The sequence below is a fragment of the Pedobacter foliorum genome, assembly GCF_013266735.1.
Taxonomy (GTDB): domain Bacteria; phylum Bacteroidota; class Bacteroidia; order Sphingobacteriales; family Sphingobacteriaceae; genus Pedobacter; species Pedobacter foliorum.
Genome location: NZ_JABSNU010000008.1, coordinates 130,064 through 145,751, shown reverse-complemented (window position 1 = coordinate 145,751; position 15,688 = coordinate 130,064). Strand labels below are relative to the sequence as shown.

The following is a 15,688-nucleotide window of genomic DNA, read 5'->3' as shown; positions in this document are numbered from 1 at the left end:
TCTAGATAACAATTGGCAATTATTTTGTGTTTTCGCTAACGATCAGGGCAAGAGAAAGCGCAGCAATGTCGCCAATTTGCTCCTGCAGTTCGGCCGATACAATCTGGCAAACATTATTGGAATCTCTGAATGCTTCGACTTTGATTGTCTTTGTCATTTCCTCCTCAAGCAGTATTCTGGCACGGCCAAATATACTGCCAAGCACAATAAGTTCAGGGTTTAAAATATCAATAAGTAACGCTAACCCTTTCCCCAGGTATTGTGCACATAAAATATATACCTCTTTTGCGGTGGCATCGCCCATAAGTGCCGCATCAGCAATGGTTTTGGCAGTAATGCTGGTAAGATTTTCCAGGCTCTTGCAGTAAAGCACCTTTTCGCCCATCTGTATACGCTGCCTTGCCAGCATCTGTCCAATCTGGGCTATTCCTCCTCCGCTACACCAACCTTCGAATGATCCTGCCTTACCAAACCCCACAGGTCCAGTTTCTGATAACCTGAGGTGTCCTACTTCTCCGGCAAGATCAGAAATACCTGAATATAGTTTTCCATCAAGAATCAGACCCGCACCCATTCCTGTCCCAAAGGTCAGAAAAATCATATTATTAACGCCTCTTCCGGCACCGTACTTCCATTCGGCAACGGCTCCGGCATTGGCATCATTCTGAAGCAGGATCTTTTTACCGAATCTTTTTTCTGCCATTTCAACAATAGGGACATTGTCCCAACCAGGGAGGTTTGGTGGCGAAAGTATAAGCCCTTTCTTACTGCTTAATGGTCCGCCACAACTAATCCCAATACCTGTCACTTCTTCGATCGTTATTGAATTATCCGTTAGCAATTGCTCTGCTGTAAGAAACAGCAAAGCAATCATTTCATAAACCGGCTGATCAGTAACCAGAATGCGCTTATCTAAGACTTGAATCTGTTTCTGATGATCTTCATTCCCTATAACAACAGCACATTTTGTACCACCTATATCAAAACCTAAAAGCATATTATTATCTGGTTTGCTCTAACAAGGGACTAACTTTTATTGATTTAAATTTTACAGCTCCATGCTTGGCATAAAACCATAAAACATTCCCTTTTTGTTCAAGAGTACGGTTAACAATACAGCGTTTACCATCTATAGACATATCTATGATACCATCTGTCATGATCAGATCAATTTTAATCGCCTTATCTAAACCCTGAACTGCTTTAATGTCAGTATTCCCCAACCATACCGTTTGATTAACAGCAGAAAAAGTTGTCTTGTAGCCCTTATCTGCATGCTCATCTGACCTCAGGTAGAAACCATATTCCGTGTTAGGGCCGAGTGGTTCAACCTCCAGGGTGACCCTCGCATTCAACGGAACATTTTTAATATGGGCCGCTCCTATACCATTGGGCGCATTAATAAGCAATGTATTTTCTCCTTCAGTTTTTGAAAAGGAATCCTTCACAAATGCGATGTTCATAGGTGCACCATGAGCAGGTATCATTTCTTCCGGAAACTTAGTTTCAAGAGTACCGTCAGGACGCTGTATTACTTCCCTAAAAAGAGCATTGCCTCCAAACATTTCACTGTTATTATCCTTATTATCTCTTCTTGAAGGAACCCAGGATGCTGCTATCCGCCTGTCATTTTTAAAAGAAGCTGTTTTTAGCACATTAGACCAGGATTCGTTAAATGCCTGAAATTTTGGTTCTTCCCATGGACCATAAGGGCTCTTAGATTTTACGTAATACGTATCCCCGTCATGTCCGTAAACCAAATAGTACCATCCCTTCCACAGAAAATAATCCGGACATTCCGGAACAGCAGACTGCCCTGTCAAAACCGGCTCTTTAAGGTCCCACTTTTTCAGGTCTTTAGAAACCAGGTGTACCAAAGCCCCTCCGGCATGTTTCAGTGTAGAGTTTTCTTGCCAACTGGAAACAAACAGGTGAAATTCTCCAGTCTTTTCATCAATAAAAACTTTTGGATCGCGGAAATCCCTTTTACTATAACCTGTGGCAGACGTGTAAAACGGATTTGGTTTCTGTTTATCAAAATGGATACCATCCTTACTGGTAGCGTAGCTTAGTTGCTCATTTACCTTTCCATCCTTATCAATTAACCTTGTGGCATAAAATGCATAATAAGTATTCTTGTGATAAGCTATTGAACCTGTGCAGATGGATTTTTCCCATTCTTCATCGATGCCAAGTACCACAGGTTCCTGTTTCCATGTTTTTAAATCTGTGGTCGTACTTAGTGCCCATTGATGGCCACCAAGCCCTTTAAGGCTGGCGTGATGGGCGGAATCCAGAAGCCAGTAAAAAGAATACTTTCCGTTACGGAAATAAGGCATACAATCGCCTACAAATAAATCGCCCTTTGGTCGCCAATACTGCATGTTTCCAGTGGATTGAATGGTGGGGTCGTATTTTACACCAAGCTGTGCATAAACCGCTGAGCTTAAGAAGAGCAATGTAATAACGAATAAGAAGTGTCTCATAAAATATAAATTAAAGCTTAAATGTGAATTAAAGTTTTCTTGGATCTTTGTTTTTGCGCCAGAATGACTCGATGTCTTCTAGTGATTTACCTTTAGTTTCAGGAATGTAATAGTACCCCCAAATGGCACCAATCAGACATATTCCGGCGTAACACCAAAAGGTGACGTCGATGCCCAGCCCATTAACCAGCTTTAAAAAAGTAAATGCGATGATGGCATTAAACGCCCAGTGTGCAAGTGAGCCAATGCTCATTCCTATTCCTCTAACGTTTAGCGGAAAGATCTCTGATATGAGCAGCCAGCCTAAAGGAGCCAGACTGATAGCGATAAAGATAATATAGCAAACGATGCTAAGGACCGCAAATACAGGTAGACTTGCCCCAAGCGCTTCCTTAAAATGAAAGCAGGCACCTAAAAGGATCAGTGAAGGAATCATTCCCCAAATTCCAATGATATAGAGCTTTCTTCGGCCAATTCGATCCAATAAAAGAATGGAAAGAAAACAGGCCATCACATTTACCGTTCCGATGATAATTGCAGGTATGATGGATTCGGTATTACTTACAATCCCAGCCATTTTAAAGATAATAGGCGAATAATAGATAATCGTATTGACACCGGAAAACTGCTGAAAGAAAAATATCCCGATAGTAATCATCAGAGGAACTCTAAGCCAGGGCTTAAATATATCCATGGCAGAGCTTTTGTTTTGCAACTCTTGCTTAACCTCATTCTCAATATCAATCAGTGTTGCAGAAATCAGTTCAGGATCCTCTACCTGTTCCAAAACTCGTTTTCCCTCCTCCACTCTGTTCTTGCTGATTAACCATCTGGGTGTCTCCGGAAGGAAAAACATTCCGACAAGAAGGATTACTGCAGGTACCAGACCTACCAGAAACATCCATCTCCATGATTCACTGTTGCTATCGTCAGACAATGCATAATCAGTGATGTAGGAGGCTAAAATACCAATGGTAATCATTAACTGATTCAGTGTTACCAAGGCTCCTCTTGAGCGTTTAGGAGAAATTTCAGCAATATACATCGGTACTACAAAGGAAGTAATACCGATGGCCACACCAATAAGGATACGCATAACGATCAATGTGGTTACATTTGGTGCATAAGCACATCCCACTGCACCAATAGCGAAAATTACGGCATTGATGATGATCATCCGCTTTCTTCCGATAATATCTGATAACTTACCGCTGCCGAGGGCTCCGATAACCGCACCGATGAGCACAGTTGTGGTAATCCATTCTACGCTGGAATCACTGAGCTGCCAGTGTTGTTTAAGGAAAGGAAGTGCACCGGAGATTACTCCGGTGTCAAATCCAAATAAAAGCCCGCCTGTGGCGGCAATGATGGCGATTAAAAGAACATTTGCTTTTAGTTTCATTTGTGTGGGTTTAATAAATAAAAAATTTTTAATGCACAATTACATTAGCCTTCTACCATCCGAAATTCTGTTTATAAACATCTCTGCTGTAGTTGAGTTGGGCTAACGGAATAGGAAGATACTCATCACGGTTCTTCTTAAATTGAGCTTCCTTAAGGTAAGTTCTTTTCGATGATTCTTCCTTAAAATATTTGTTCAGGTATTCCGAGGCGATCCCCCATCTTACCAGGTCAAAAAATCTGTTTCCTTCCATAGCAAATTCAAGTCTTCTTTCCCATACCAATGCCTGCCATGCAAACTCCGGTGTCCAGTTGCAGTTTGTACCAGGCTTATATACATCCATTTTATAATTAGAGAAAAATGTACCATCTGCTAATTTCAGTTTTGAAGTACTATTAATCGCTCTTTGTCTGATGCTATTAATTAAAGGCAATGCTTCATTGTGCCTGTTTAGTTTTATCAGTGCTTCCGCTTTCCAAAGTATCAGATCGTCGTAACGCAATACGTCAAAATTCTTTGAACTGGACATGAATGGCGGAATTTTCTGAAATGAAGGATCATCCGGAGCCACGGTTTCCTTCAGCGTAGAGAAATATCCGTAGATCTGCGGCGCCCTTGCCCAGCTTTTTTGATAAACAAAATTTAAACTGTATTTATAGGGATGTCCCGGAATAGCAACTGTATGATCAAGTCTGGGATCAAAAGTATTGTTCTTAAAATCGTCGCCCTCTTTTGCATCGCTATTATTGAAAGTAGTGAACTGTGGAAGCCCGGTATTATCCGTTTTAAAAGAATTGACCAGATTCTGGCTAGGCAAATGGAAACCGCAGCACCCAAATTCCTTGTTCATAGGATAGTTAAGTGCAACGCCCATATTTAATCGTCCTTTTGGCGTACCGTCATCTTTTGAAAATTGAACCGCAAATACGGATTCCTTGTTGTTATCAAACTGGGTGAGAAAGTTGTTGGCATAATCCGGATTTAACTCATACCTGCCAGAAGCTGAAACCTGGTCAACCAAAGAAATCACCTCTTCAAGTCTTACGCTCGAAACCGAGGTTACGTTATTTTGCTCATCCTGTACATAGGCCTGATAAAGCCTGACTTTTGCTAAGTAAGCCATGGCTGCCTGTTTAGTTACGCGACCTACCTGATCCTGAGAAACCGGAAGATTGGCTACACCGAAGTTAAAATCGTCGCCGATCTTGTTCCACAGTTCATCATTGGTTAATGTTCTGTTTGAAACTGTTGCATACTCTTTTTCAGGAAGATTTTCATCGATATAGGGCATATATTTATAAAGGATCTTGAGCATAAAATAAAAGTGACCCCTAATGAACCGTACTTCGGCTTGTCTTTCTTTCTTTAAAGGATAGGTGCTTTCATCTATCTGGTTTATCCTCCTGAGTGCATCATTTGCACGGGAAATGCCAACATACAGGAAATACCACATCTTATCGGTATTTCCAAGCTCAGGGCGATTGGCTGAAAAAAGCTCGTAGCTATGCCAATCGGTATTGTCTCCCGGGCTATCGCCGCCTTTATAGGCATCGCCGCTGCGCATGCTTCCCCAAGGCCAAAGCGAAAACGAAGTATGTATATCATCATTTCCAAGACCGGAATAAGCGGCAATAACCATTTTATCTATGTTTTCCGGAGTATTAAGTTCTGCTCCGGAGATTACGCCCTGAGGTGTTTCATCGAGCGCCTTTTGGCAGGCAGAGCTAAGCAAAACCATACCAAGTATTAAATATTTAAACCTTTTCATATTTGTTTTATCTGGTTGTTTATCTGATTAAAGGGTGATGTTTAATCCAAGTGTATAAATTGCCGGGATTGGGAATGTACTGCCTGGTGCTTCAGGATCCGGGCCAGTATATTTTTTGTTTTTTATGGTCAGCAGATTGCTCCCCTGAAGATAAAAACGTGCCCTCTTAATGTGAATTTTATTAGCTAAACTTGAAATGTCATAGCCGATCTGTGCATTTCTTAAGCGCAGATATGAACCGGGCTCAAGAAAATAAGTAGAGAATCTGCTTTCATCATTCCTGTTCACAAGCGTTAGTGCAGGAATTGATGAGCCTGTGTTTTGTGGTGTCCAGGCATCAAGCGTTCTGCTTCCCCAGTTTGTACCTGGCCATATTGAAGAGAAATCAGTATAGATCTTGCTTCCATTATTTACCATTACACCTTTTACCCCTTGTAGCAGAAAGCTAACATCAAACTTTTTATAGTTTGCAGTTACATTTAGCCCGTACGTAAAATCCGGATCACTTATGCCAATGTAATCGCGGTCTGAACCGTTCACCACACCATCACCATTAACGTCTTTATAGCGGATCCTTCCAATTCCTTTACCGTTCTGAGTAGCATGTGCATCCACCTCCGCCTGATTCTGAAACAATCCATCAGCAACGTAACCATAATAACTACCAACAGATCGCCCCAGGATAACTTTGTCATTTCCATTACCAGGAAAGGCAGTCAGTGAGTTTTCAGGAAGCTCAGTGATCTTATTGCGGTAGGTGGATAGGTTTGCTGATAGTGAGAAATTGAAATCGTCGCCTATCTTACCATCATAATTGATCATAAACTCCAGGCCTTTATTATTCATGGAAGCACCATTTACGGTTGGATCTCCCCCCTCCCCAATCACAGCCAAACTTGGCGGAGTCAGCAAAATATCAGTTGTATTTTTGATGAAATAATCAACAGAACCGGAAAGTTTCTGGTTAAAGAAACCAAAATCTACTCCGAAGTTTGATTGAACTGTAGTCTCCCACTTTAATGCGCTGTTCCCCCTTTGAGTTTTAGTAAAACCTGAAGGCAGCTGACCGGAATTACCCCCATTGATGTCGTAAGCACTTCCTTTATCTCTATTAAAAGTATTGTCTGTACCATAGATAGCAGAGTAGAGATCATATATAGCATTGTTGGCTATAGACTGGTTTCCATTCTTTCCCCAACCATAGCGAAGTTTAAAATCAGACAGTGCCGGAATTAAATCCTTAATGAACTCTTCTTCACTCAATCTCCATCCCAGTGAGAATGCAGGAAAATAAGCATACCTGTTTTCAGATCCGAATTTTGATGAGCCATCTCTACGCATGGTAAAGGATGCCAGATAACGATTTTTGAAACTATAATTGGCCTTTCCAAAAAATGACAAAAGTGAATTGCCACTGCCAGAGCCTCCATTATCTTTTAGAGTAGACCCAGCATCAAGATAGGCGTAGTCAATATTCTCCAGTGCATACCCCTGCCTCGATCCATAAAAATTTTGCGCGGTGAATTTAATCTGTTCACTTCCTACCTGTACCTGAAGATCATGCGATCCGATTGTTTTCCTAAAATCCAGGGTATTCTGCAACACCCAGTTTCCACTGTAGCTTTGACTGGTTGTGACCTGGTTTGAGGGATCTACCAAAAAGCCGGAGACATAGGACTTCCTCAATGTTCTATCATAATTTCCACTATAATCAATGCCGATGCTAGATCTTAAAGTTAGCTCAGGAATGATTTTAAGGCTCGCATAAGCATTTCCGAAAACACGGAAGAACCTGGATTTGTTCTGCATATTATCTTCAATTAGTCTTACAGGGTTATGACGGTCAGTCATTCCCGCAGCTGGTCCGCCCCACCCTCCATCAATCGTATGCACCGGAACAATAGGCTGCGCTAAAAGAGATAAGTCCACAATAGAGCCTGCCGGAACTGATGTTCCTACACTGTAGGTTCCTGAGAGGTTTTCGCCTATAACCAACCTGTCATTAAACATTTTATAATCCGAATTTGACCTTATGGTTGTCCTTTTGAGAGAAGATCCTCTGATAATCCCTGAATTATCATAATGGCTTACTGAAAAAAGCGAGCTACCCTTTTCACTCCCATTGCTAATGGTAAGGTCATTACTTTTAATAAAAGAGGTCTGTGAAATCTCGTCGAACCACCTGGTATCTGCCGGCCTCATTGTTTTTGCGGCATCAATAAATTCGGGATAGATGATGTTATTCAGTATTGGATTATTAAAATCCCCATTCCAGTTATATTTATAAATCGGATTGATGTTGGGATCATTGCCAGGGCCATCATTTACTGCCGCTTGCCAATATGCCCTCCCGCGTTCCTCGGCATTGAGCACCGAGACCTTCGTTACATAGGATTGGGTTGAGATTGAAGAATTAAAATCGATTTTCGTAGTTCCCAGTTTTCCTTTTTTAGTGGTTACAATGATTACCCCGTTGGCAGCTCTTGATCCGTAAATTGAGGCAGATGACGCATCCTTTAACACCTGCATAGATTCGATATCAGCCTGGTTGATCTCATTCAACCCTCTTTCTGTCGGAATCCCGTCTATCACATAAAGCGGATTGTTATTCCCCAATGTTCCGATTCCCCGGATCCGGACTGTTGCACCTCCACCTGGAGAACCATCTGTAGTAATGTAGACTCCGGGGATTCTTCCCTGAAGTGCTTTGATAGGGTTACCAAGCGGAACATCCTTAATTTGCTCCGTTTTAATTACCGAGACAGCACCCGTAAGGTCTGCCTTTTTCTGGGTCGAGTAGCCTGTAACTACCACCTGATTTAGATTACCTGCATCATATTCCATTGAAACAGAAATTTCATTTTCTGCTCCAACAACAATAGAAACAGGTTTCATTCCGATGTAGGATAGCGTAATCGTTTCATTAACAGCAGTGCTGATACTGAACTTCCCGTCCTGACCGGTTACTACAGTCTGCCGACTGGATTTTACCGTTACTCCTGAAATAGGAACTCGGAGATCCTTGTCGGAAACGGTACCCGTTAATGTTTTTTGCTGAGCATATGCACCCGCGCAAAAAAACAATAAAATCATCATTAAGATTTTTTTCATAATATTTGGTTTTTTGGTTATAATCTTAAATCGTTAATCAGGCTCATAACTTCTGATTTCCGATTTGAATCCAGCAGGGTCTAAAACCGCTCGGTAGACGACCCCTGGATAATTGTTTTTAAGTATGCTGCACCACTTTAATCGTTTAAATTTTATGTTTAAAAAAATGTGCTCTCATAAGCACTCACTTTAATCGTTTAAATTATCAGTTTTAAAAAATAGACATCGTCATAGCATCACTTTAATCGTTTAAATTTTCCTATAAAAAAATTATTGCTCCCTGCATGAAGCACCTGAAATGATCTTTGCTTCGAGGCTTATCTGTTTGATATGATCACTCCCATTCATCAACTCCATCAGGTTGTTTACTGCTAAACAACCCATTTCCATCAGCGGCTGACGGGAGAAAGTAATTGGAGTGTAGAAAAGATCAAATGACTCTGATTCATCAAAACTTAGCACAGAAATTTGTTCAGGCACATTTATTTTTTTATTACTGAGGTATTTAAGCCCATTGATTGCCAGTATATCGGTAGCAAAAAAGATTGCATCACATGGCATAGGCGCTTTCATGAGCAGTTCGATGCAAGTGGTAACGTCATTATCTCCGACGCTATCAATCTCCTGAAGCCAAAATTCCTCAAAATTGACATTATTCTCCTTTAATGCATCAGCATACCCCTTGTTACGCTCTAACAGATGAAAAAGCGTTGTGCGATAATTTACAAAAGCAATCCTGCGATGTCCTTTATCAATCAGGTATTGAGTTGCGTTATATGCGGCTTTGTAATTATCTAATGAAATATAATTGCACTGTATTTCGGGAAAGTGACGATCAACAAGTACAAATGGAATACCGGAACGCTGAAGCACTTCGATCTCGTTTTCAGAACCTTCAGTAGGAACTAAAATCAATCCATCTACCCGACGGTTAACAAAAACATTAATCAGCTTGGCAAATTTTTCGGCATCTTCATTGGAACTGCCATAAATTACTGTATAGTTATTTTTCTCGGCCTCTTCTTCAATTGATTTGGTTATTCCGGTACTGAACCTAAAATTTATATCTGCAACAACAAGGCCAATCGTATGCGTCTTTTGAGTCTTTAAACTTTTGGCTATTTGATTTGTCTGGTAGTTAAATTTTTGTGCAGCTTTTAAGATGCGTTCAGCTGTAGATTTATTGACCTGCTTTTCCACTGCCTGACCATTGAGTACATAAGATACCAATGCGGTCGAAACGCCAACATATTCTGCAATGTCTTTAAGGTTTACCTTTTTCATCTATTTGGTTAGTATAAAAAGCAGGTCAATATATGGATTTAGATTTTCTTAATTTTTAAGTGCCGCTATTTTGACATTTTTGATTCCGGTTTCATCCGATCTGAACAAGAGTTTTTCAACCTTTAAGTCCGGACGGAAAGCGATCATAGTGCGTTGGCCTGCAATTTCAGTGTCGATCTGTGAACCGCCAAACTTATCTTCATATTTAACAATCATCCGAACAGTGAACAGTTTATCTGTATTGGCCAAATTTTCAATAGCATAATTACGAACACCGGTTGGAGAACCTCCTTCACGCAATGATTTCTCCGAAGCTGAGAAATGCTGAAGTTGTCCTTTTCCATATTGTGCTTTTCTTGCTTTTGGGCTAATTTGGACTTCACAGGCATGATTTTCTCCGTCTGCACCTAGAAAAAGAGCTCCTAATTTTCCATTTAAATCTGTGCCCGGCTCTACATCAAATGTTAGCAGGAAAGAGGAAGATCCTGTGGCAAAGGAAGAAGTCTCTTTAATTTCTTTCGCCAATGATTTTTCTTTTTGGGTCGCAGGAATTATTTCCTCCATCCATTTTGTTCCAATTCTACCATCAGGGGATTGTACCATTTCATGGATAGTCAATGATCCACCCCATCCCGCCATAGGAATCCAGCCGGCCAATAAGAAACGGCCGTCGTTTATTTCTGTCACAGCCGGTACGTTCATCCCATTGTAAAAGTCTAACCCGGCTTTAACACCATCGACAAATTTATCTTCCGATGCTTTTGCCGGCTTTGACCAAAAGCCGGTAAAACCACCGATAACATAATCATAATTTCCCCAACGGAAAAAGAATGTGCAATCGCCGCCTGGAGGGAAATCAGGATTGATAGATCGCCAACCTCCATCGATGGAATTTGATCCCCAGGTTCCTTTCGCTCCATAATTCGCTAACATGCGTAAGCGTCCTTCAGGATCAGTATAAACACTTGGGTTTTCACAAGGATGGAATAATATTTTTGTTTTCTTGAAATTACTGATGCCATCTTCACTGATGGAATAAGTTGATCCGGCTGGATAGCCTGAAATAGTATCATAGCGGAAAGAGCCCGTAACACCGTGTTTATTGTAGTAATCCCATTGTAATGGCAAGGTAGTTTGTTCCTTCGGATAGATTCTTGTCGTGTGCAGGCCGTAACTAATACATAGTTTATTATCAAAGATAAAAGGCGTGCCGGTTCCGAATGTTTCCCACTGTTCCTCTATTGGGGTCGCGGCATCGTGTTCAGTCCAGGTTTTGAAGTCAGTTGTGGAGAGGTGCTCGAAATAATGCGCTCCTTTTCCAAATTTGCTGGCATGCCCCCTACGATCAAATAAGTAAAATAAGTGATAACGTCCTTTATGATAGAAAGTAGCAACATCACCCACCCAGGTATTATGCCCTGAAGGTGTCCAATACTGAATGTCAGCTGAAGTGCGCGGTGTCTGCAATGCTACTTTTTGTGGCTCAATTCCCGGGAAGAAGATTTCTGCCTTCGAAACAATTGAAGGATCTATTTCCCAGGTGCTTTGTTTTCCCCATTTTGGATAGCCTAGGGCAAAATCGTTATCAAGAAGCTCGTTGTCTACATACAAAGTCCATCGAACCCCCGAAAAATGAAGCACCACTTCATGTGCTCCCCGTGGGTTTTTCAACATCGCCAGAGGAATCCCTATAGGCATATCGCGTGGCCCCTTAGCTTCCGTAGGAGAATGCAGTCGAAGGGCCGCTTCCAGTACAGGAACAGACCCATCAGGCATTGGAAAAGCAGGATAGTTTTGCAGTTTCCGTTCCTTCGCATCATGTTTAAAAGTCTTTACAGTCAATACATTTGGAATTTGAAGTAGATCCTTGATGGAGTTTTCCGTTTTTAGGTTAACCAACATTTTGATGGTAAAACTGCTACTGTCTGACGGTACTGCAAAAGTTCCTTTCATATTTTTCGGCGAAAGCGCACTTAGTGCTGAACCTTCCGCAAAATGCCAGGGTGTGGAACGCAACACAAGCTTAACAGCCTCTCGCTTTGGCGCGCAGCCATGGAAGAGCAGACTGCCGATGATCATCAATATTACCAAAGAGGAATTAAGTAAAATTTTTTTCATTGATTTATTATTAAAGTTTACAATTAAGGCCTTCTGACAGCGAAAGCATCACTGCAAAGACCATGCATATGCTCTTATAGAAATTGGCTCGACTCACGAATGACAATTTCTCCTGCTAAGTTTATTGTTATTGGAAAACGGTTATTGTCCTTTAATCTTCGCATCAATAATTCAATGCTGATGTTGGCAATTTCTTCACAAGGTTGCCTAAAGGATGTTAATGAATGTTTGAGGTGTTTAGAATATTTCATATCATCATAGCCACAAATCAAAACATCCGAACAAATTTCCACTCCTAAAGCATCTAAAGAGGACATTAAAACGGCAGCAGTAGAATCATTTGCACATATGATGCCCGTCTTTCCTGAAGTTATTTTCATTTTCTTAACGAACTCCAAATCTTCAGGATTGCCACAAAACAGATTATTGGCCGTAAATAAACGTCCCTGCTTTTCTACCATGTCTCGAATTCCCGAAATACGTAAATCGATAGAACTTGCAGAATCCGGGCGATAGAAAAAATGTAGTTCCTCACATCCCTGATCAAGGAGGTGTTTAGCCATGACAGAACCGGCATTGAAATTATCAACTGACACTACATCGAACGCACAGCGTTCCGGAGAAATTCGGATATTCCGATCTATCAGAACGAGCGGGATGCCGGCATCTTGTATTGCGGTGCAAATCTTTAAGTTCAACTCATCTGCATCCTGGACCCTTTCTAAAGGAGAAAAGAAGATTCCATCTACTTTTTTGTTGATGTAACTTTCACAATAGCTTTCGATCAACATCTTTCGAATCTCAGCACTACCTGCTGTTGCCCCCTCCCATAAGCAATTAAAGCTTCCAGCTTCTGACTGGCTCAACAGCTGATCGTTAATAATCGAGAATATCTCCGATTCGCCGGCACCTGGCAATAACAACCCAAAGGTGTAAGTGGTATTTGAATGTTGATGGGTAACGATTGTTCCAAGACCTTTGGTTTTCTGAACTAAGCCTTCATCCTGCAACTGATTGTAAACTTTCGCAATAGTAGGTCTGGAAACTAAATATTTTTGAGCCAAAGTTAGTTCGGCTGGTAACATTGAGCCCTGAGGAAACCTCTCCTTATGAATTTGATCTTTTATTGTATCGTAAATAGTCTTGCTACTAATTTTACCTTTCATATCTATAGGCAATTTATAATGGTTCGTTTTCAAATGTAATATTTATATTTACTATACATTACATTTAAACTTACAAAAATGTAACAAATTTGTTCTACATTATATTTAATGCAATTAAAACTATTTGATTAAGTGACGTAAAACATTATTATTAAGCACTAAAAACAACAATTGTTTACATTTAAAAACTACAAACAAAGACTTTAAATCATCCAATGATATAATTTAAAAAACTATAAATCAGTACATTAAAACAATACATCAACATACAAACCAGCATAAAACCAATAATATGTAAGTTTTACAACACAAAAATGTAAACTTATGATTACAAAAAAAGCACATTTAAGTTTGCTAACGTAAACTAAGTTTATACATTTGCGCCAGTAGACCGATAAACAAGATTGGTGGAAATTTAGAGTAAATTAGGTAGAGAATAAAAAGTATGAATATGCACTTTGTTGGAATAGATATTGGCACCAGTTCAATCAGTGGTGTAGCTTATGATTATGAAAACAAAGAAGTAGAATCAATAACAAGAGATAACGATTCCAACCTTCCTTCAGCAAAAAGCTGGGAGAAAATACAAGCTCCTGACCGCATTATGGAACAGGTACGGGAAATATTGGCGGACTTTTCGGCGCGTTATCCGAATATTAAAGGGATTGGCCTTACAGGACAAATGCACGGAATACTTTATGTAAACCATGAGGGGGAGGCTATCAGTCCTCTTTATACCTGGCAGGACGGAAGAGGGAACCAATCCTATTTAGAAGATAAAACCTATGCTTCTTTTCTTTCTGAATTAACAGGATACGATTTGGCCTCAGGATACGGACTTACGACTCACTTCTTTAATAGCATTAATAGCTTGGTGCCTAGGGAGGCTAAAAAAATCTGTACAATTATGGATTATGTAGTCATGAAACTTGCCAACAAAAAGACTCCCCTTACTGACTATTCAAATGGAGCAGGCCTAGGATTCTTCGATTTAGAAAAGTTGGAATTTGACCACGCCGCGATAGAAAAGGCAGGCATCGATTGTACATTATTGCCAGAATTAACTCAATCAACCACCTGCTGCGGCTATTTTGAAGACAGTACTTCTATTTACTCTGCTATTGGAGATAATCAGGCTGCGTTTTTAGGCTCGGTAAAAGATCTCCATAAATCCATTCATATTACAGTGGGCACAAGTAGCCAGATTTCAGTGTATTCTGAACATTTTCTAAATGTTCAGACATTGGATACGCGTCCTTTCCCTGGCGGCGGATACCTTCTAGTTGGCGCAGCTTTATCCGGCGGACAAGCTTTTGCAATGCTGAAGACTTTTTTCGAGAAAACATTGAAGAAGTTTACAGCAAAGATCCCCTTAGGTTTAGATATTTATCAAATCATGACTGATATTGAGTATAAAGATAATTCGAATGATCTTCCCATCGTTGAAACCCTTTTTAATGGTGCTCGTTTTAATTCGCAGAAGAGAGGTCATATCGAAAATATTTCATTTGATAATTTCACTCCAGAGAACCTTATTCTTGGGTTTCTAAAAGGCATTAGCCTTGAACTTTTTAATTTTTATCAGCATTTACCGGCGGAAATCAAAAATGAAAAGCATATTATTATAGGTTCCGGCAATGCTCTTAAAAGAAATCCGTTGCTATGTAGTGCATTCGAAGAGCAGTTTAAAACCCAACTAATCTGTTCAAATTACCAGGAAGAAGCAGCGTTTGGTGCTTGCTTGAATGCGATTATAGGCGGGGGATATGATTTATCGATCAATGATTAGATGTTTGCCCGCTCTGCCTGAATTACATGACGTTCGATATGGTATACCACGAAACGTAAGGTATCACCCAGTCTCAACCTGACCATTTTTGTAATGGAAATTGGAGTTTTCAATTTTGTCATATCAACATACCTCGCTTGCTCAAGCAAGGTTTTTAACAGTTGTTGTTGCTTTAAAAAACGATCGACTGTGGTCAATGTTAATACATAACCTAATGGATTTTTATCCTTTGTAGTCGACATTTTCTTCATTTTACCTGGTTTTACCCTAATCATGTTGACAAAATACCCCCCAATGAAACCACTTTTAAATGATGCCGGAGTTTTATTTGGTTTGTAAGATAGAATTGCTTGTTCTATAACTGGAAGGTAGAAATTACCATAAAGGTTTAAGTGCTCAACACATTCCAATACACTCCACTCTGCCGGGCTGCTTTTTACATTTAACTGGTCAACACCAAGTTCCTTAAGTTTTTCAACCGTACGAGTTGACCATGCTGTTGTTGCCAACAGCTCTTCTATAAGCAGGTTATTCTTTACCTTCATTGTTGTTACTAATTTACAC

Annotated in this window: 10 protein-coding genes; 1 reads left to right on the top strand and 9 read right to left on the bottom strand. The window is 40.3% G+C overall.

All coding sequences use genetic code 11. The annotated features are described in order from the left end of the window. Positions 1 to 19 precede the first annotated feature (19 nt). The 8 genes from HQN83_RS16705 to HQN83_RS16670 all read right to left on the bottom strand — a co-directional run bounded on the left by HQN83_RS16705 (position 20) and on the right by HQN83_RS16670 (position 13,335). Entirely contained in the window at positions 20 to 997 is a 978-nt protein-coding gene (locus HQN83_RS16705) for an ROK family protein (protein WP_173091466.1), read from the bottom strand. 4 nt (positions 998 to 1,001) lie between these two features. Further along, the gene (locus HQN83_RS16700; RefSeq protein ID WP_173091465.1) at positions 1,002 to 2,486 is read right to left on the bottom strand and encodes a glycoside hydrolase family protein; all 1,485 of its coding nucleotides are present in this window, start codon (positions 2,484 to 2,486) and stop codon (positions 1,002 to 1,004) included. 28 nt (positions 2,487 to 2,514) lie between these two features. After that, a complete protein-coding gene (locus HQN83_RS16695) occupies positions 2,515 to 3,888 on the bottom strand; it encodes a sugar porter family MFS transporter (protein WP_173091464.1) in 1,374 nt (457 codons plus the stop codon). Between the two features lie 52 nt (positions 3,889 to 3,940). Beyond that, positions 3,941 to 5,656: a RagB/SusD family nutrient uptake outer membrane protein gene (locus tag HQN83_RS16690; RefSeq protein WP_173091463.1), complete on the bottom strand. Its 1,716-nt coding sequence runs from the start codon at positions 5,654 to 5,656 to the stop codon at positions 3,941 to 3,943. A 27-nt stretch (positions 5,657 to 5,683) separates the two neighbouring features. After that, positions 5,684 to 8,767, bottom strand: a complete 3,084-nt coding sequence (locus tag HQN83_RS16685) for a SusC/RagA family TonB-linked outer membrane protein (protein WP_173091462.1) — start codon at positions 8,765 to 8,767, stop codon at positions 5,684 to 5,686. A gap of 270 nt (positions 8,768 to 9,037) precedes the next feature. Beyond that, positions 9,038 to 10,051: a LacI family DNA-binding transcriptional regulator gene (locus tag HQN83_RS16680; protein ID WP_173091461.1), complete on the bottom strand. Its 1,014-nt coding sequence runs from the start codon at positions 10,049 to 10,051 to the stop codon at positions 9,038 to 9,040. A gap of 48 nt (positions 10,052 to 10,099) precedes the next feature. Further along, positions 10,100 to 12,169 carry a glycoside hydrolase family protein gene (locus tag HQN83_RS16675; RefSeq protein WP_173091460.1) on the bottom strand — a complete coding sequence of 690 codons (2,070 nt, stop codon included), beginning with the start codon at positions 12,167 to 12,169 and terminating at the stop codon, positions 10,100 to 10,102. A 74-nt stretch (positions 12,170 to 12,243) separates the two neighbouring features. After that, positions 12,244 to 13,335: a GntR family transcriptional regulator gene (locus HQN83_RS16670; protein WP_173091459.1), complete on the bottom strand. Its 1,092-nt coding sequence runs from the start codon at positions 13,333 to 13,335 to the stop codon at positions 12,244 to 12,246. A 445-nt stretch (positions 13,336 to 13,780) separates the two neighbouring features. On the opposite strand from HQN83_RS16670, the gene HQN83_RS16665 reads away from it, so the two are divergent. After that, positions 13,781 to 15,124, top strand: a complete 1,344-nt coding sequence (locus tag HQN83_RS16665; RefSeq protein ID WP_217277409.1) for a sedoheptulokinase — start codon at positions 13,781 to 13,783, stop codon at positions 15,122 to 15,124. Here the strand turns inward: HQN83_RS16665 and HQN83_RS16660 are convergent. Continuing rightward, on the bottom strand, positions 15,121 to 15,669 hold the full coding sequence (locus tag HQN83_RS16660; RefSeq protein WP_173091458.1) for a DinB family protein: 549 nt from the start codon (positions 15,667 to 15,669) through the stop codon (positions 15,121 to 15,123). The two genes, HQN83_RS16665 and HQN83_RS16660, sit on opposite strands and share 4 nt — an antisense overlap. Positions 15,670 to 15,688 lie beyond the last annotated feature (19 nt).